The 18,540-nt window shown below is 61.4% G+C and carries 16 protein-coding genes; 5 read left to right on the forward strand and 11 right to left on the reverse strand.

Going from position 1 to position 18,540, the window contains the following annotated elements; all coding sequences use genetic code 11:
- Position 1: 1 nt before the first annotated feature.
- The 9 genes from narH to modA all read right to left on the reverse strand — a co-directional run bounded on the left by narH (position 2) and on the right by modA (position 11,138).
- Complete coding sequence (gene narH / locus IEV00_RS04555; protein ID WP_188359103.1) at positions 2 to 1,636, reverse strand: nitrate reductase subunit beta; 1,635 nt, start codon at positions 1,634 to 1,636, stop codon at positions 2 to 4.
- Entirely contained in the window at positions 1,636 to 5,391 is a 3,756-nt protein-coding gene (locus tag IEV00_RS04560; RefSeq protein WP_188359104.1) for a nitrate reductase subunit alpha, read from the reverse strand. Before IEV00_RS04560 ends, narH begins: the two co-directional genes overlap by 1 nt.
- Positions 5,392 to 5,469: 78 nt before the next feature.
- A complete protein-coding gene (locus IEV00_RS04565) occupies positions 5,470 to 6,660 on the reverse strand; it encodes a ThiF family adenylyltransferase (RefSeq protein ID WP_188359105.1) in 1,191 nt (396 codons plus the stop codon).
- Complete coding sequence (locus IEV00_RS04570; protein WP_188359106.1) at positions 6,653 to 7,156, reverse strand: molybdenum cofactor biosynthesis protein MoaE; 504 nt, start codon at positions 7,154 to 7,156, stop codon at positions 6,653 to 6,655. The genes IEV00_RS04565 and IEV00_RS04570 overlap by 8 nt, the downstream gene beginning before the upstream one ends.
- The gene (locus IEV00_RS04575; protein WP_229723056.1) at positions 7,146 to 7,652 is read right to left on the reverse strand and encodes a MogA/MoaB family molybdenum cofactor biosynthesis protein; all 507 of its coding nucleotides are present in this window, start codon (positions 7,650 to 7,652) and stop codon (positions 7,146 to 7,148) included. Before IEV00_RS04575 ends, IEV00_RS04570 begins: the two co-directional genes overlap by 11 nt.
- Before the next feature lie 4 nt (positions 7,653 to 7,656).
- On the reverse strand, positions 7,657 to 8,139 hold the full coding sequence (gene moaC / locus IEV00_RS04580; RefSeq protein WP_188359107.1) for a cyclic pyranopterin monophosphate synthase MoaC: 483 nt from the start codon (positions 8,137 to 8,139) through the stop codon (positions 7,657 to 7,659).
- A 9-nt stretch (positions 8,140 to 8,148) separates the two neighbouring features.
- Positions 8,149 to 9,504 carry a molybdopterin molybdotransferase MoeA gene (locus IEV00_RS04585; RefSeq protein WP_188359108.1) on the reverse strand — a complete coding sequence of 452 codons (1,356 nt, stop codon included), beginning with the start codon at positions 9,502 to 9,504 and terminating at the stop codon, positions 8,149 to 8,151.
- Entirely contained in the window at positions 9,501 to 10,325 is an 825-nt protein-coding gene (locus tag IEV00_RS04590; RefSeq protein ID WP_188359109.1) for an ABC transporter permease, read from the reverse strand. The genes IEV00_RS04585 and IEV00_RS04590 overlap by 4 nt, the downstream gene beginning before the upstream one ends.
- A gap of 12 nt (positions 10,326 to 10,337) precedes the next feature.
- Complete coding sequence (gene modA / locus IEV00_RS04595; RefSeq protein WP_188359110.1) at positions 10,338 to 11,138, reverse strand: molybdate ABC transporter substrate-binding protein; 801 nt, start codon at positions 11,136 to 11,138, stop codon at positions 10,338 to 10,340.
- Between the two features lie 207 nt (positions 11,139 to 11,345).
- Between modA and moaA the strand changes: the two genes are divergently transcribed.
- The 5 genes from moaA to IEV00_RS04620 all read left to right on the forward strand — a co-directional run bounded on the left by moaA (position 11,346) and on the right by IEV00_RS04620 (position 15,584).
- Positions 11,346 to 12,404 (forward strand): GTP 3',8-cyclase MoaA, encoded by a 1,059-nt coding sequence (moaA, locus tag IEV00_RS04600; RefSeq protein WP_373868230.1) that lies wholly within the window; start codon positions 11,346 to 11,348, stop codon positions 12,402 to 12,404.
- Between the two features lie 4 nt (positions 12,405 to 12,408).
- Positions 12,409 to 12,678, forward strand: coding sequence for a MoaD/ThiS family protein (locus IEV00_RS04605; protein ID WP_188359112.1), 270 nt, complete (start codon positions 12,409 to 12,411; stop codon positions 12,676 to 12,678).
- A gap of 3 nt (positions 12,679 to 12,681) precedes the next feature.
- Positions 12,682 to 13,260 (forward strand): molybdenum cofactor guanylyltransferase, encoded by a 579-nt coding sequence (gene mobA, locus IEV00_RS04610; RefSeq protein ID WP_188359113.1) that lies wholly within the window; start codon positions 12,682 to 12,684, stop codon positions 13,258 to 13,260.
- 35 nt (positions 13,261 to 13,295) lie between these two features.
- Complete coding sequence (locus IEV00_RS04615) at positions 13,296 to 14,489, forward strand: molybdopterin molybdotransferase MoeA (protein WP_188359114.1); 1,194 nt, start codon at positions 13,296 to 13,298, stop codon at positions 14,487 to 14,489.
- 105 nt (positions 14,490 to 14,594) lie between these two features.
- A complete protein-coding gene (locus IEV00_RS04620) occupies positions 14,595 to 15,584 on the forward strand; it encodes a LacI family DNA-binding transcriptional regulator (RefSeq protein WP_188359115.1) in 990 nt (329 codons plus the stop codon).
- Here the strand turns inward: IEV00_RS04620 and IEV00_RS04625 are convergent.
- Complete coding sequence (locus tag IEV00_RS04625; RefSeq protein WP_188359116.1) at positions 15,581 to 16,207, reverse strand: GNAT family N-acetyltransferase; 627 nt, start codon at positions 16,205 to 16,207, stop codon at positions 15,581 to 15,583. The two genes, IEV00_RS04620 and IEV00_RS04625, sit on opposite strands and share 4 nt — an antisense overlap.
- A gap of 179 nt (positions 16,208 to 16,386) precedes the next feature.
- Positions 16,387 to 18,396, reverse strand: a complete 2,010-nt coding sequence (locus tag IEV00_RS04630; protein WP_188359117.1) for a sucrose-specific PTS transporter subunit IIBC — start codon at positions 18,394 to 18,396, stop codon at positions 16,387 to 16,389.
- Between the last annotated feature and the right edge of the window lie 144 nt (positions 18,397 to 18,540).

Below are 18,540 nucleotides of genomic sequence, written 5' to 3' on the forward strand. Positions count from 1 at the left end.
ATTAGACCCTCGTTGAACCCTTGGTATCGGGGAACATGGCGTCGGGGCGGGTTTTGCCGTCCCAGGCGAAGATGTTCACCTTCCCATCGGCACGGGCCGTGTTGGCGTAGGAGCCGGTGGAGATGGGGGTCGGGCGCTCGCCGGTACCGGAGAAGGCATCGTCATAGAGCATGCCGGGGCCACCGTCGGTATCCAGGGAGCAGCCGATTTCCTCAAGGTTGTGGGCGTCTTCCATGTGGGCCTTGGGAACCACGTAGCGTTCAGAGTACTTAGAGATAGCCATCAGGCGGTACATCTCGTAGATCTGCTCGCCGGTCATACCCACAGCCTGGGCGATTTCCTCCTTGCCCACGCCGCCAAGGGTGATGTCGCGCATGTAGGCGCGCATGGCAGCCAGCTTCTTCAGCACGTTGACCACCACGGTGGTGTCACCAGCGGTGAAGAGTTCCGCCAGGTACTCCACCGGAATACGCAGAGAATCAATGGCGCCAAAGAGGTTGTCCTTAGACTCGGCATCGTGGCCCTGCTCCTTGAGCAGGTCGATAATCGGAGACAGCGGCGGCACGTACCAGACCATGGGCATGGTGCGGTATTCGGGGTGCAGCGGCAGGGCGATCTTCCATTCCTTGGCCAGCTTGTAGACCGGCGACTTCTGCGCGGCCTCAAGCCAGGACTGGGGAATACCCTGCTTCTTGGCCTCGCGCAGTACCTCGGGGTCAAAGGGGTCGAGCATGATGTCCAGCTGAGCCTGGTAGAGCTCCTTTTCGTCGGCCACGGACGCCGCTTCGGAAACCCGGTCTGCGTCGTAGAGGAAGATGCCGATGTAGCGCATACGGCCCACACAGGTCTCCGCGCACACGGTGGGAATACCGTGCTCAATACGGGGGTAGCAGAAGGTACATTTCTCTGCCTTACCCGACTTGTGGTTGAAGTAAATCTTCTTGTAGGGGCAGCCGGTGATGCACTGGCGCCAGCCGCGGCAACGATCCTGGTCTACCAGCACAATACCGTCTTCAGAGCGCTTGTAGATTGCGCCGGAGGGACAGGATGCCATGCAGGAGGGGTTCAGGCAGTGCTCGCAGATGCGAGGCAGGTAGAACATGAAGGTCTTTTCGAATTCGAACTTGATCTTCTCTTCTGACTCGCGGCGGATCTTCTGCACAATGGGGTCTTGATCGCCGGTCTCAAAGGTGCCGCCCAAATCGTCGTCCCAGTTAGCAGACCAGTCAATGGCGGTGTCTTCGCCGGTAATTAGAGACTTGGGCTTAGCTACCGGAAAGTCATCGCCCAGGGGGGCGTTAATGAGGTTCTGGTAGTCGTAGGTCCAGGGCTCGTAGTAGTCGCTCATCTGCGGCTGAATGGGTGAGGCGAAGATGGTAAAGAGCTTCTTGAAGCGGTTACCCGCCTTCAGCTCCAGCCGGCCCCGCTTGTTCAGGGTCCAGCCGCCCTTCCACTGCTCCTGGTCTTCATAGCGCTTGGGGTAGCCGAGGCCGGGGCGGGTTTCAACGTTGTTGAACCACACGTACTCGGTACCGGCACGGTTGGTCCAGGCCTGCTTACAGGTCACCGAACAGGTGTGGCAACCCAGGCACTTATCCAGTGCCATAATCATGGAAACTTGAGCCATAACTCGCATTAGTAGGTGACCTCCTGCTTACGACGACGGATAACCGAGACGATATCGCGCTGGTTACCGGTTGCGCCGAGGTAGTTGAATGCATATGCCTGGTGGGCGTAGCCGCCGATCAGGTGGGTGGGCTTAACCAGGATTCGGGTGACGGAGTTGTGGATACCGCCTCGCTTACCGGTGGTTTCTGACTTGGGAATGTCAACCAGGCGTTCCTGGGCGTGGTGCACGTAGACCACGCCTTCGGGCATGCGGTGGGAGACCACCGCGCGGCCCACGAAGACGCCGTTGTTGTTGACGCACTCAATCCAGTCGTTGTCTTTGACGCCGATCTTTGCGGCATCGCCCGGGGACATCCAGGCGTGGGAGCCGCCGCGAGAGAGAGCCAGCATGTAGAGGTTGTCGTGGTAGGAGGAGTGGATTGACCACTTGTTGTGCGGGGTCAGGTAGCGCACCGAGATGGTCACTTCGTCCTGCTGGTCTCCCAGTACCGGGTCGCCGAAGAGCTTGGTCATATCCAGCGGCGGGCGGTAGATGGGCATCTGCTCCCCCATCTCGAACATCCAGTCGTGGTCGAGGAAGAAGTGCATACGGCCGGTCAGGGTGTGGAAGGGCTTGAGCTGCTCGGTGTTCAGGGTGAAGGGGGCATAGCGTCGTCCTCCGGTCTCTGAACCCGACCACTCGTGGGAGGTGAAGACGGGGCAGGGCCGATCCTGGGTATCGCGGAAGGTAATGCGCTTTTCTTCGTTACCCTCAGCCAGGTGCAGGAACTTCTTGCCCACCCGCTTCTCCAGCTCCCTGAAGCCCTTGACAGCCACGGGGCCGTTAGAGGTGCCCGAGAGCGCCAAGATGGCGTCGGAGAGCTTCCAGTCGGTATCGATGGCGGGCATGCCAGCGCCCTTACCCGAGTTCATCACACCGTTTTCTTCGGCCAGCTTCGCCAGCTCGTCGTTGACATCCACGGTCACAGCCTTGATGGTGGTACCCAGCTTGGAGAGCAGGGGGCCAATCGAGGTGTACATATCGTAGAGGGCCGGGTAGTCGCGCTCCACCAGGGCAAAGACCGGCATGTTCTTGCCGGGCACACCGGCAACGCCCTGGTTCTTCCAGTCGGGAGCGTGGCCGCCGGGCTGGGCCAGCTGGCCGGGGGTATCGTGCTGAAGGGGTACCGAGACAATGTCTTTACGCGCCGGCAGGTGCTTGGCCGCCAAGCGCGAGAAGATCCATGCCAGCTCCTTGAAGGTCTGGTGGTCGGTCTTGGTCTCCCAGGGCGGGTCGATTGCCGGGGTGAAGGCATGGATGTAGGGGTGCATATCGGTCGAGGAAATGTCGTACTTCTCGTACCAGGTAGCAGCCGGGAATACCACGTCTGAAGACAGGGTCGAGGAGGTCATGCGGAAGTCCGCGGTCACCAACAGATCCAGCTTGCCCTCGGGGGCGTTCTCGTGCCAGACAACCTCGCGGGGCTTAGACTCCACGGTGTCTTCGCCCATCACGGAGTTGTGGGTGCCCAGCAGGTGCTTGAGGAAGTACTCCTCGCCCTTCGCCGAGGAACCCAGCAGGTTGTTGCGCCACAGCATAAGGGTGCGCGGCCAGTTCACCGGGTTATCGACGTCCTCCACAGAGAACTCCATGGAGCCGTTGTTCAGCTTCTGCGCCACGTAGTCCGCCGGGGACGACGCGGTGCCGGCTGCCACCGCGGCCTCGGCTTCTTCTGCCAGTACGGTGGAGTTCTGGTTGAACTGCGGGTAGAAGGGCATCCAGCCCATGCGGGCGGTTCGCGCCACGATGTCGGCGGTGTGCACGTCCTTGAGCTCGCCCTTGGCCAGGGGCGACTGCAGGTAGTCGGTGGAGTAACCGTCGTTGCGCCACTGGTCGGTGTGCATGTACCAGAAGGAGGTTGCTGCCTGGGTGCGCGGCGGCCGAACCCAGTCCAGGGCGTTTGCCATGTTCTGCCAGCCGGTGATGGGGCGGGCCTTTTCCTGGCCCACATAGTGGGCCCAGCCGCCGCCGTTACGGCCCTCGGAGCCGCACATGAGCAGCAGGGAGAGAATAGCTCGGTAGGTAGCATCACCGTGGTACCACTGGCAGATACCGGCACCCAGAATAATCATGGTGCGGCCGCCAGAGTCGATGGAGTTCTGCGCGAACTCGCGGGCCACGCGAATCACGGCTTCGGCGGGCACGGAGGTGATTTCCTCCTGCCAGGCCGGGGTGTACTGCACCTCGACGTCGTCGAAGTCGCGGGCGAAGCGGCCGGGCAGGTGCAGCTCGGGCCGGTCGACGCCGTACTGGGCCAGCATAAGGTCAAAGACGGTGCAGACTTCCATACCCTCCACATGGATGGTGGGTACGCCACGCTTAACCACCTGCCCCTCGCCGTTGGGGGTGTCGAAGGCGGGCATGGAGATTTCGGTGACGCCGGTAGCGCCGCCGGGAATGTCAGCAACAGACAGGGCGGGCTTGACCCCCTGCAAGTCCAGGTTCCACTTACCCATATCCTGCTCGTTGTAGCGGTGGCCCATCTGACCGTTGGGAATCACCACCTCGCCGTTCGCGCGGTCGAGCAGGGCGGTCTTGAAGTCGGGGTCAGCCAAATCTCGGCCGGCCGCCAGATCAGAAGCCTTGACGAACTTGTGGGGAACCTTGCTGCCGTCTTCGCGGGTTTCCAGGCGAATTAGGAAGGGGAAGTCGGTGAAGGTGGTGGTGTAGTCCTCGAAGAACTCCACGCGCCGGTCCACAAAGTTTTCCTTGAGAATCACGTGGCCCATCGCCATCGCCAGAGCAGCATCAGAACCGGGCTGGGCGGGCAGCCACTCATCGGCGAACTTGGTGTTATCGGCGTAGTCCGGAGAGACGGTAACAACCTTGGTGCCGCGGTAGCGCACCTCAGCCATCCAGTGGGCATCGGGGGTGCGGGTGACCGGAATGTTAGAGCCCCACATCATCAGGTAGGTGGCATCCCACCAGTCGCCGGACTCGCGCACATCTGTCTGGTCGCCGTAGACCTGGGGAGAAGCCACCGGAAGGTCCGCATACCAGTCGTAGAAGGAGGTCATCACACCGCCGATGAGCTCAATATAGCGAGCACCGGAGGCGTGGGAGGTCATGGACTTAGCGGGGATCGGTGAGAAGCCGATATTGCGGTCGGGGCCGTACTCCTGAATGGTGTGAATCTGCGCCGCCGCAACGATTTCCAGGGCCTCTGTCCAGGTGCCCCGCACCAGCCCGCCCTTACCGCGGGCCTTGACGTAGCGCTCGCGTTTAGCGGGGTCGGTCACGATAGACTTCCAGGCCAGAACGGGGTCGCCACCGTGCATGGCCTTGGCTTCGCGGTACATCTCCAGCAGGGGGCCGCGGATGTAGGGATACTTCACGCGGGAGGGCGAGTAGGTGTACCAGGAGAAAGAAGCACCGCGGGGGCAACCGCGGGGTTCGTACTCGGGGCGGTCGGGGCCAACGGTGGGATAGTCGGTGGCCTGGGCCTCCCAGGTGATCACGCCGTCTTTGACGAACACCTGCCAGGAGCAAGAGCCCGTGCAGTTCACACCGTGGGTGGAGCGGACTACCTTGTCGTAGCTCCAGCGGTCACGGTAGAAGACGTCGCCGCGGCGGCCGCCCTCGCGGAATACCGCGCGGCCGTCCTGGGTTTCATCCCACTTTGAGAAGAACTTTCCGAACTTAATCAGCTGGTCTGAGACCGGACCATCGGGGCCTGAAACCTCGGCGCCGGTGGCACGGCGTGATGATGATACTTGAGTCATGCCCTTACCTTATCGGCAATTGAGCATCAAAAATACCAAATAAAAATGTGCGCTAATTAGAGGGGCTCCACCCTTGCATCACTGGCTTTTTTGGCTCATCAGCCAACCCGGCAAACCGTCTGTCATTTCGTAGACTTTTCGACCTCCCGCATCGCGGAGCATCTGGGCAGCAAGACCTGCCCTAGGGCCACCCACGCAGTAGACAACAATTACTTGATAGCCCAAGCGATATTTCCCAGAAACAAAGCTCTTCAACTGATTTTTCTGCTTGAGCTCTTCAAGCACCGACAGGGGGAGGTTCTGCGCTCCAGGAAGGGAGAGGGCGGCAAACTCAGCAGGTTCCCTCACGTCAAGAAGCACAATATCTTCTAGCTGGGCCAGTTCCCGATATTCTACATAAGTGCACCTTGTTTTCTCCGCCTGGACAGGTGTAACCATGAACTCATCCACAATATGACGTTTTGTTACAGCTACTTTTTGCGGTTCTGCATTTTGAGGAGTATTGGCAGCTTCCTTCTCCTCCGCCGCAACTTCCCGCTGTCTAGCCTTGAGCGGAATGTAATCCCAGCGACCCTCAAGCGCCGAATAGTAGCCAACCTGCCCCATCAGCGGGGTACCGATTTCGGCAAGCACCTTGATAGCCTCCATCGCCATCGAGGTTCCCACCACCCCCGCCATAGCTCCCATGACTCCGGCGGTGGAGCAGGTAGGAACGGAGCCCTCTGCGGGAGCCATCGGGTAAAGGTCTTCGTAGACCGGCCCCCTGCCCGCCCAGAAAACGCTCATCTGCGCGTCAAAACCCAGAATCGCACCCCAGATATGCGGAATAGAGAAGCGGGCTGCCGCCTCAGAAACGGTGTAGCGGGTGGAAAAGTTATCGCTGCCGTCGAGCACCGCGTCCACCCCGCCCAGCAGTCGCTGGGCGTTAGCTTCGGTCAGGCGCTCTTTGATAGTGCGGACGGCGATGGTCGGGTTCAGCGCGCGCAGGCTAGCTGCTGCCGATTCGGCCTTGGAGTTGCCCACCGTGGCAAAGGAATGAACCACCTGGCGGTGCAGGTTAGAGAGCTCCACCTGATCGTCGTCCACCACAGTGATGGTTCCAACGCCCGCCCCGGCCAGATAGAGCAGGGCCGGTGCCCCCAGTCCCCCGGCGCCAACCACCAGCACGTGGGCCTTCTTGAGCTTGAGCTGGCCCGCAGTACCCAGTTCGGGCAGGAGCATCTGCCGCCCGTAGAGCTTGTACTCGGTGGAGGTGAAGGTCTCAGTCATGATTTTTCTCGGTCTGGGTGTCAATGCCCACCCACTCGATGCGGCCGTCTGTCAGCTCCTGCTCTTTCCAGATGGGCACTTCGGCCTTGATCCGGTCTGCCGCCTTCTGGCAGGCCTCAAAGGCCCGGCCCCGGTGGGCGGCAGCGGCAAGAACAGTCAGAGCAGACTCGCCAATAGCGATGGGGCCCACCCGGTGCACCGCCCACAGGCGCACCCCCTCAAAGGACTCGGCAACCGACTCCACCACCCTAGCGATAAAGCGGTCTGCCTGAGGGTGGGCAGAGTAGGAAAGCCCGGCCACAGACTCGCCGTGATCGTGGTTGCGCACAATACCGTCAAAGACCACCAGGGCGCCCATCTTCTCTGTCATCACCTCGGCGCGAGCCGCCAGCATCAGAGGCTCCAGCGGCTCTTCGGTAATGGCGGTGTGCACCACGGTGGACTCGGTGGGTTCCAGACCGTTGGGGTCAGCTTCGGGGGATGAATTAGTGGTCATGGTAGTCCTCTAGTTGGCGAATAATGTGGCTGAGCATGGGTTCGAGCACCGTGCAGCCGTCTTTGACTCCTCCGCGGGAGCCGGGCAGGGTCATCACAAAGGTTTTATCAATCACTCCGGCAACTCCGCGCGAGAGCACCGCGGCCGGGGTGGTTTTGAGCCCCTCAGTCCAGAAGGCGTGCATAACCCCCGGTATCTCTTTATCCAGGTGGGGGCGCACCGCCTCCACGGTGCGGTCGTCGGAGTTCAGCCCGGTTCCGCCGCTGGTGAGAATCACGGTGGGCAGCTGCGAACGGTCTGCCACCAGCCGGGCAAAATAGTCTTCAATCTCGCGGTCTTCAACCACCGTGGCATCGGGGGTTTCGATACCCTGCGAGCGCAGCCATTCCACCGCCAGCGGCCCCGACCTATCCTCGTAGATACCGCGGGCAGCGCGGGTGGATGCCACAATCACCAGGCCGGTCAAATCGGTGGGCATGACAAAATCTCTGCTCATGGCTTTACCGTTCTACCGACCAGTCGCCGGATTTTCCGCCGGACTTCTCCAGCACGCGGATATTTGAGATAACCGCGTGCTTGTCTACTGCCTTAATCATGTCAAAGACGGTCAGCGCGGCGGTGGAGACCGCGGTCAGCGCCTCCATCTCGACCCCGGTAACCCCGCGGGTTTTCACGGCGGCCTCAATCCGCATGCCGTCCTCTAACCGCTCAAAGTCCACGGTGATTTTGCCCAGCGGTAGCGGGTGGCAGAGCGGAATAATCTCGGGGGTCTTCTTGGCCCCCATAATTCCGGCGACGCGCGCCACCGGAAGGGCGTCGCCCTTGGGTAGGTCTGCCTCAAAAATTTGCTGGACGACGTCGCTGCGAGTGGTCACGGTCGCCTCCGCCACCGCGGTGCGGGTGGTCTCTTTCTTCTCGGTGACATCGACCATGTGAGCCGAGCCGTCTTCTCGCACGTGGGTCAGGTGAGATTCTTCTGCCATGTGATCTCCTTAGAGAGTCTGCGTGAGGGGCGGGGTGTTCAGGGGGTACCAGCGCAGGCTGGCTCCGGCGCTGTAGGTGGCCTCCGGTTCTATTTCTACCAGGGCGTTTGCTCGGGAGGCGCGGTGGAGCAGGTGGGAGCCGGTCTGCTCGTCTACCGTCAGTTCGCTGGAAGAGGTACCGTCGGGGGCATAGACCGTCTTCACCCGGGCTCGGCGGAACTCTGTTTTACCCGCCCTGCCCCGGATTTCGGCAGGCTCTGCCAGCCTACCGTATCGGGCGGGCAGGGAGATTCCCTGCCAGCGGGCAAGCAGCGGCTCCACCACCAGTGTATAGGTCACCAGGGTGCTCACCGGGTTGCCGGGCAGACCCAGCCAGGGCAGCAAGGGCCGGTCATCTCCCCGACCCAGCAGGATAAGGCCCTGGGGGCCTCCGGGCTGCTGGGCAACGTGGCCAAACCAGCTGGCAGCCAGTTCAAGGCCTGATGTGGCTCCGGTTTTCAGTAGGCCCACCGCGTTTTTAACCACCTCGAATTTACCGTGGCTGATCCCACCGCTGGAGAGCACCAGGTCAGGGCCGAACTCATCCAGCACCTGCCGCAGGGTAGCCAGCAGGGCGGCGGCGTCATCACTAATCTGCACCCGCCGGGTCTGTGCCCCCGCGCCCTCCAGCAGACGGCCCAGGAGCGGGCCGTTAGCATCGCGTATCTTTCCCGACGCCAGCTTCGTCTCCGAGGTCACCTCGTCTCCGCCGGTCAGCACCAGCACCCGCAGGCGGCGGTGTACAGATACCTCCGCCTGACCGTGGGCAGCCAGTAGCGCGCAGTGCACCGGGGTCAGAGGGGTCTGGGCCTCAATCAACAGCTCTCCTGCGCGGACGTCGCTACCCACCTGCCGCACGAAAGAGTCGGGGCTGGTGCGGGGTAGCTCCACCCGGGAGCCGGCAACGGCAAAAGAGCCCTGAGTCTGCCCCAGCGGGCGCGCCTTTTCTTCGGGAACCACCGCCACGTAACCGGCGGGTAGCGGGGCGCCGGTCATCACCGGGTAGACCAGGTCATTGCTCACCTCAAGGCCGCTGGCAGCGGAGCCCGCGGCCACGTCGGCTCCCACGGTAAAGACGCGGTCTGAACGCAGACAGGCAGCGTCGGTGAGCGCGTAGCCGTCCATCTGCGAATTGGCAAAGGCTGGCAGGTCTGCCGGGGCAAAGAAATCCTCGGCCAGAACCCTGCCCACCGCTTTTTCTATAGCAACCGTCTCGCTCTCGCTGGGCAGGTGGGGAAGCAGGTTCTGCTGCACCAGACTGCGATACTCCTCGGGCGAAAAACTATCAGCACCAGCGATAGGGCGAGAATTGAGGGTGAGGTTCACGCGCGGCTCCTGATTCTGCGCAAGCTCACCAGAAACAGCCCAATGCCCAGCACTATCAGGTAGAGGCTCATCAGTTGAAGAGCCGAACCCAGTGCTTGGGGCATGAGGTTAGAGGAGAGCATGAGCTCAATGTTGAGCGGGATAGTGCGGGTTTTTTCTGCGATGTTTCCCGCGAAGGTCACGGTGGCGCCGTACTCTCCCAGTGCCCGGGCGAAAGAGAGCAGAAAGGCGGTGGCCAGTCCCGGAGCGGCCACGGGCAGGAGCACCTTAGAGGTGACCTCCCAGGGGGTAGCCCCCTCGACCAGAGCAATGTGCTCGAACTCGGCGGGAACGGCCCGCAGGCTGGTAACAGCCGTTGCCACAAAGAAGGGCAGGCCCACAAACACCTGGGTAACCACCACCGCGGTGGAGGTAAAGGGAATTACCACCCCGGCGCCGTCCAGCAAAGAACCCACCAGCCCCAGCCGACCCCAGAAAAAGGTCAGAGCCAGGCCAGAAACCACCGGCGAAAGAATTACCGGGGTGTAGAGCAGGGCGTAGAGAACCAGCCCCAGCTTGCGGTAGCGGCTTCGGTCTATCACCTTGGTCAGATACAGCGAAAGCGGCAGCCCCAGCAGGCCGCAGATTACCGTGGCAATCAGGGCCGTGGCCACCGAGAGCTTCACCGAGCTCAGAGCCTCAGGGGAAGTCATCAGCTGCCAGGCTTCGGTCCAGGGAATGTTCACCATCAGCCCCAGAAACGGCCCCGCAATCACCAAAACGCCCAGCAGGGCAGGCACAGTGAAGGCGGCGGGAACCGACCGGTGAGCTGAAGAAGTCATAGGCTTCTCAGTTTACTCGGCAGAGCTGGGCGAGCCAAAGCCAAAATCAGCGAGAATCCGCTGGGCTTCTTCCTCGCTGAGCCACCGGGAAAAAGCGGAAGCGGCCTCGTTCTGCTGCCCACTGGCGGTCACGGCCAGGGGGTACACATTGCTTTCGAGATCGGGCAGGGCTATCTCGGTAACGTCCTGGCTCTTCTGGAGGGCGGCGGAGTCGGTGGAGTAGATAAAGCCGGCGTCCACCGCCCCGGTTGCTACCTTGGTGGCGACCTCTGAGACATTCTGCTCTTCGGTGGCTCCGGTGAGCTGCACGCCCTGCTGGTCAAGTTCCTGCTGGGCAAGGTTTCCGCAGGGAACCTCAGCGGCGCAGAGGGCAACGGTCACGCCCTGCCGCCCAAGATCCTGCACCGAGTGAATATCCGCCGGGTTTCCGGTAGCTGCAACCAGCACCAGGCGGTTGGTTGCCAGGGTCTGCACCGGTGCATCGGCGAGATCGGGCACCGAGGCGGTGGCGCCGTCCATGGTCGCCGTATCAGCGGTAATCAGCAGATCGGGGGCAGCGCCCTGCTCCATCTGCTGCACCAGCAGAGAAGACCCCGCATAGTTGAAAGAAACATCCACCCCGGGGTTCTCCTCTTCAAAGGTCTTCTCCAGCTCGGCCCCGGCGGAATTGAGGGAGGCAGCAGCAAACACCTGCACCTGCCCGGTCAGCTCCCCCTGCTGTGCTGTTTCGGCCCCACCGCAGGCAGAAAGCAACGCTAGAGCACCCGCAGATGCCACCGCCACAAGAGATTGAGAAGAAGAAATCTTGAACAATGGAATAGTCCTTCGGTGCCGGTGGTTAAGACGTGTGGCTGGTCGCAATTTATCTTCCCGCGGTGGGGGAAACTTTAAAAGTCGACTAGTCTAAATATAACCAGGCACATGCAAATTTTACGAAGGTGGCATATGGCACAAGGATCAAACTCGGGAACTCTGATTGCAGGCCCCCGCCTGCAGGTGGTAACCCGGGAGACATCCACGATGCCCGATGAGAAGAGACTCACCGGCCCCCTCGAAGACCGCTTTGGCAGGGTCGCCAGCGACTTGCGTATCTCTCTGACCGACCGATGTAACCTGCGCTGCCAGTACTGCATGCCCGCCGAGGGTCTGGACTGGCTTCCCAATGACAGGGTTCTGAGCAAAGACGAAATCGTTCGCCTGGCCCGCATTGGCATTGAGACCCTGGGCGTAGAAGAAATCCGCTTTACCGGTGGTGAGCCCCTGCTGCGCAGGGATTTAGCGCAGATTCTCGCAGAAATTCGCGCCTTTGCCCCGCAGGTTCCCCTCTCTATCACCACCAACGGCATGGGCCTGGATAAAAAGGCCGATGAGCTGGTTGCCGCTGGCCTCACCCGCATTAACGTCTCCCTCGACAGCATCTGCCCCGAGACCTTTGCCGAGCTCACCCGCCGCGACCGCCTCAAAGACGTTCTGCGCGGGGTGGACTACGCAGCTCAGGCCGGCCTGAAACCCATCAAGATCAACGCGGTGCTCATGCCCGGAGTCAACGACCACCAGGCACCCGACCTACTCGCCTGGGCTATGGAGCACGACTATCAGCTGCGGTTTATCGAGCAGATGCCCCTGGACGCCGATAACCGTTGGTCCCGCGAATCCACCATCACCGCGGCCCAGATTCGCGACCTGCTCTCCGAGAAGTACACCCTGCACCAGGAGCCGGGCCCTCGCGGGTCAGCTCCCGCCGAAATCTGGGACGTTTACCCCCGCAACACCAAGGAATTCTCGGCGGAGAACAAACTGGGCACCGTGGGAATCATCGCCTCGGTCACCGAGCCTTTCTGCTCCACCTGCACCCGCACCCGGCTCACCGCAGACGGCAAGATTCGTTCCTGCCTCTTCTCCCAGACCGAGACCGACCTCATGGACCTGCTGCGCTCAGATGCCAGTGACGAACAGGTAGCAATCCGCTGGCGCGAGGCCATGTGGGCCAAGCCCGCCGCCCACGGTAAAGATTCCGTGGGCTTTGACACCGAAGATTTTGCTGAAGCAAGCCGCTCCATGAGCGCTATTGGAGGCTAACCCCGTGAAGATTAATTTTTTTGCTGCCGCGCGCTCTGCCGCTGGCATCCCCCGCGAAGAAATATCCCTGGCCGAGCTGGCGGGCGGTCAGACGGTGGGCGATCTCTCTCGTCTGCTCTCTTCCCGCCACACCGGCCGCACGCCGTCGGGAATGACTCTTGAGCGGGTACTCACCCAGTGCAGCTTTCTGGTCAACGGCGAATCCGCCGAGCTCTCGCAGGTCTTGGCAGAAGACGACCGCGTGGACGTCATGCCGCCCTTTGCCGGAGGATAGCCCGTGGACTTTAACGCCATTGTTGTTTCCGGCGGCCGCTCCTCCCGCCTGGGCGGAACCCCCAAGGCGGGGCTTTCCAACGGTCGCCAGACCCTGCTGGGCTCCACCCTGGCGGCGGTAGATTCGGCCGCCCAGACCGTCGTCGTGGGGCCTGAAACCCTGCCCGTGCCCGCGCACGTCATTCTCACCCGCGAAGACCCGCCCTTCTCAGGGCCCGCAGCCGCCCTGGCGGCGGGACTGGCAGCCCTGCCCGCAGACTCAGCTGCCTGGACCCTGCTGCTGGCGGTCGATATGCCAGCTGTAGCGCGCGCTGTTGAGGTTCTAGTGGACGCCGCCGCAGCGGCAGACGAGGCCACCGTGGGCTTTGCCGGTGTGGTGGAGGGCAGCTTCCAGCCCCTGGCGGGAATCTACCGTACCGAGGCACTGCGCCGGGCCTTTTCCGGTGAAACAGAAAATAAGTCGGTGCGCCGCCTGCTAGGGGCGCTCGACTATGAGACTCTTGAGCTTCCTGCCGGCTCCACCGACGATGTTGACACCTGGGATAGCGCCCGGTCCCTGGGCTTCAGCCAGCCCACCTTCTAGTTCTTCCCGCCCCTCAGACATCAAGCGAGGTTTTCATGCACCACACTCCCTGGAACGAGGCTATCTCTGCCGCCTTTCGGCTGGGGGCTTCCTCGCAGAAAACTGCCCGCCTGCCGCTTGATCAGACGCTGGGGCGGGTGCTGGCAGAAGACGTGCACACGCCCATTCCCCTGCCCCACTACGATTCCTCGGCCATGGACGGTTATGCCGTGGCGGGCACGCCCCCCTGGGCCCTCAAGACCCAGGTTTTCGCCGATGAGAAGGTCAACCGCCACAAGCAGACCCTTGAGCTGCACCCCGGCGAGGCCACCCCGATTCTTACCGGCGGCCTGATTCCTCCGGGCACCGAGGCGGTTCTACGGGTCGAATCTGCGGTGCTCAGTGAGGACGGCGCGGTTCTAGATTCCAGCGCGGGTGCACCGGCCCCCGGTCAAGACATGCGCCGTGCCGGAGAAGAGCTGGCCGAGGGTAGCCTGGCAGCCCGTGCCGGGCAGACCATCACCAGCCGCCTGCTCGCTTTCCTGGCGGTCTGCGGTTTTGATACGCTACCTGTTTTCACAGCCCCCGCGGTCTCCATTGCCTACACCGGCAACGAAGTAATTACCGAGGGCATCCCCGGCCCCGGCGAGGTGCGTGATGCCTACTCGGTGCAGTTCCCCGCTATTTTCTCAGCCCTGGGTGCCCGGGTGGAAAGCACAGCCCGCCTGCACGATGACTGGCAGGAATTCACCGCCTGGTTTGAAGAAACCAGGGGCTCAGAACTTTTGGTGCTGACCGGCGGTTCCTCCACCTCAGAGGTGGATATGCTGCGCAAGATCATCGCTGAGCTGGGTGGCACCTATGCCTTTGAGGCGGTCTCGGCCCGCCCCGGCCACCCCTGCCTGATGGCGGTGCTGCCCGACTCGCGCGTCGTCCTCGGTCTACCGGGCAACCCGCTTGCGGCCCACACCAGCCTCTACTCCTACCTGCCGGCCTTTGTGGCCGGCCGCAACGGGCAGGAGGAACCGGCCCGCGAGCTGGTGGCTCTGACCGAGCCGGTTCCCGCTTTTAGAAAGAAAGACGACCGCCTGCTGCCCGCCATTGTCTCCGGCGACTCTGCCCAGCCCCTACTGCACAACGCCCGTTCCCACATGCTCTCAGACTTTGCCCGTGCCAACGCGCTGGTTCGTGTGCCACCGCAGGGCACAGCGGCGGGTGAGCAGGTAGAAATGATTCCCCTAGTCATCTAGCTTTTCTGCCTTCTCAGCGGTGGTCGGGCAAGGGTCCGTTGGCACGAAACGCACTAAGCACCCATATAATTAAGTGTTTGCCCGCGTTTCATAAGGAGTTTCCCCGTGGCTAAGCCCAAGCTAGACGACGTAGCCCGTGTTGCCGGCGTATCCCCCACCACGGTCTCCCGCGTGCTCAACAACCGTGGCTATATCAGCCAGGCAACCCGCGACCGCGTGCAGCAGGCGATGGCCGAGATTAACTATCGCCCCAACGCCATTGCCCGCTCCCTGCAGGAGTCCAAGTCTCACGTGATTGGGTTGGTCTTTCCCAGCGTGGCTAACCCTTTCTACGGAGAGCTTGCCTTTCGTATTGAGTCGAAGCTGGCAGACCACGACTACAAGGTGGTGCTCTGCAACAGCCAAGACCACCCCGAAACCGAGGCCCGCTACCTGGACATGCTACTGGCCAACCAGGTAGACGGCGTAATTACCGGCGCCCACTCTGACGTGGTAGCTAACGCCCCCTACCTGGCCGCTCCCCTGGTGACGATTGACCGCGAGGAGACCGGCCGCTACCCCAATATCCGCTGCGATAATGTGGACGGCGCCCGGCAGGCAACGCGCGCGCTTCTTGAGGGCGGTGCGCGGCGCGTGGTGCATTTTACTTCGAGGATTTCTGACCATAATCTGCGCCAGCGGGGCTACCGGCAGGTGATTGCCGAGGCGGGTTTGCAGCCCGAGGTGGTGGAACTGGGCTTCGATACCCCGCCGGAGGAACACCGCGCCCACATCTATGCCTACCTGGAGCAGCACCCGGACATTGATGCGGTCTTTGCATCCAACGACTCCTACGCCACTATGGCGGTACAGTGGGCCTATAAAACCGGCAAAGCTGTGCCCGGGGACTTTCAGGTGGTGGGTTTTGATGGTACCCCCACCGTGCGCTCTTTGCTGCCCCATCTGGCCACCGTGGTTCAGCCGCTAGATGCCATAGCCGAGCAGGCAGTCACCCACCTTCTACGGCTAATTGAGCAGCAGGCAGACCCGGCAGCCTGCGCCGGTAAGACCGAGGTGCTGCCGGTGACCCTGCATCGGGGGGCTACACTCCGCTAGAGGGCGGAATCTATGGCGCTCACCGGCGCCGGATGCCACATACCCACCGCAGGCACTTCTGACCGGTAGCGGCCCAGCTCCACGAACCCGCGCTTGCGGTAGAGGGCAGCCGAGCGGAAGGTCGAGGCTTCCAGATAGGCGGGGTACTCCCCCAGCCGTGCCGTGCGGAAGTCAAGCAGGGCTCCGCCCACACCGTGATCCCGGGCATCGGTGTGCACCCCGATGGTGTAGAGATACCAGTGGGGAAAACGCGGGCGCATGGCCAGCAGTTTCATCTCGGTGACCACCGCCGCGGGCAGGGCAAAGCCCAGGGCCCTGGCATAGGAGGGCAGGGAGCGCAGGTCATCCAGAAAGCCCCCTTTTTGGGCCTGAGGATCAATCCACAGGGCCGCCCCCAGCACGAAACCGTCTTCGGCCACCGCTATATCAATATTTCCCTTGGGGCCGTAGGTGGAGGAAATCTGGTGCTCGAAAAGAGCTTTGACTTTCTTAGCCCGGTGGGCACCGCCCATGGCCTGGCTCATCACGGGATCAGCCTCAAAAGCATCGGTCAGGGCTGACACCACGCCGGGGTAGTCGGCCTCGGTAGCTTCTCGAACGGTGAAGGGGATTTTCTCGGTCACGGGTTTACCTCTTTTAGGCCCAGCAGCCGGGGGTAAAGATGCTGGAGTAGAGCCAGCACGGGGGTGTTGCGAATTACTGGCTAGTGATGTGAATAATAAGACCAATTATAAAACAAGCCCGCCAGACCGGTCGATCTGGCAGGCTTGTTTTGTAGCTTCTCTTAACTTTAGGACAGAGCTTATTTCACAGCGGTAGAACCTGTGGCTGCCGCAGAAGCCGCACCGGCGGCGTCCTTGGCCTCAACATTGACAAAGGCATCACCGGCGTCGAGGGCAGTTCCGGAGCCCACGCCGGAGGCAAAACCGGTCTGCTCTACAGCTTTCTTGGCATTGGTGATGACCAGCGGGGTGGTCAGAGGATAGCCAGCGGCAGCGATCTGTTGCATGTCAAACTCCACCAGGGTCTCACCGTGGGCAACCTCCTGGCCCTTGCTCACCTTGGGGGTGAAGAACCTACCGTCGAGCTCAACGGTATCGAAGCCGATGTGCATCAGCAGTTCCAGACCCTCGGAGGTGCGCATACCCACGGCGTGGCCGGTGGGGAAAGCAACGGTAATCTTGCCGTCGGCAGGTGCTACCAGCTTACCCTCGACAGGCTCAATAGCGGCACCGGGGCCCAGTGCGCCGGTGGCGAAAGTCTGATCAGAAACCTCAGCCAGGGTCAGAGCGGTACCTGCCATGTGGGCTGTCAGCTCATAGCCGGGGGTACCAGTAATAGCGGGGGCTGCCGCAGCGGCCTCGGCCTTGGTCTCCTCGACTTTCTTCTCGATTTTGGCTTCCTGGGCAGCAACGCGTCGTCCCCAGATAAATGAGGCCGCAGTAGACAGCACAGCCGAGACAATAATTGCGGTCCAGAAAGCCGGCCAGCCTCCGCCCACCGTGGGGTCAATAGAAACAAAGCCCAGGAAACCCGCTGCACCGGGGGCAGAAGCCTTCACGCCGGTAAGAGCGATGATGGTTGAAGCAATAGCCGAGGCTCCCATCGCAATGAAGAAGGGCCAGCGCAGGCGCAGGTTGACACCGAAGATGGCAGGCTCGGTAATACCGAGGAAAGCCGAGGGAGCCGACGCACCGGCAACGCCCTTAATCTTCTCGTTACGGGTAGTCAGGAAGACGCCCAGAGCAGCACCGCCCTGAGCTACGTTAGCCATCGAGGCGATAGCAAAGATGAAAGAACCACCCTGGGTAAAGAGCTGGAGCTCAATCGGCGGGAAGGACTGGTGCAGGCCGGTAATCACAATCGGTGAATAGAAGAGACCGAAAAGGAAGCCGCCCACGGGACCCGCCGCGGTGTAAAGCCAGTTGATACCGTCGCCCAGCATAGTGCCCGCCCGGAACAAGATGGGGCCCACCAGCATGAAGGTCAAAAAGCCGGTAATCAGCAGGGTCAAGGTAGGGGTAAAGATAAAGTCGATAACCCCGCGCAGAATCTTATGGAAGAACTTCTCGATATTAGCCAAAATAAAGGCCACAAAGAGAATGGGGAGCACAGTGCCCTGGTAGCCTGACTGGGCAATCTGCAAACCAAAGACATCCCAGTAAGTCATGGTTCCGTCTTTGAGAGCATTCGCTACTTCGTAACCGTTGACCAAAGCGGGTGAAACCATGGCAGCACCCATGGTCAGACCCAGGTAGGGATTTCCGCCAAAGACCTTGGTTGCAGAGAAGCCCACCAGAATAGGCAGGAAGGCAAAGGCCGCGGCCGAGAGCATATTAACGATTTCCGCAAAGCCTGCCCAGGTGGGGTACAACTCAACGAAAGATAGCTCGGGGTCAAAAAGTTTGGGCGCAGTCAACACGTTGTTGAGCGCCATGAGCATACCGGCGCCCACCAGCACTGGAATAATGGGCAGGAAGATATCAGAGACCATCTTCAAAAAGCGGGTGCCGATATTTCCCTTGGACGCCGCCACCGACTTCAGCTCGTCTTTCGAGACCTCTTTCATGCCGGCGGCCGCCATGTGCTTGTAGACCTCGTTCACATCGCCGGGGCCCACAATAATCTGATACTGGCCGGAATTTTCAAAGGTTCCCTTGAGGTCCTCATTGTTGTCCAGGCCAGCCTGGTTGATTTTGCTCTGGTCTTTGAGCACTAGGCGTAGGCGGGTTGCACAGTGGGCGCCAGCCTGAATGTTGTCTACACCGCCGACATCGGCAAGTACCTGTTGAGCCACGGATTTATGATCCATGCTATCTCCTCGGGTGTCAGCACCGGCTAGTCCATCAGGGCACCCCGGTGTGCGATTAATGCATTTCAGAAGAATATGCTAAACGTTTGACATACTACCACAAAAAATAGACAGCTGTAACGGGCGTTACTTATTCTGCCTCGC

The sequence above is a fragment of the Rothia aerolata genome (assembly GCF_014635585.1).
Taxonomy (GTDB): Bacteria; Actinomycetota; Actinomycetes; order Actinomycetales; family Micrococcaceae; genus Rothia; species Rothia aerolata.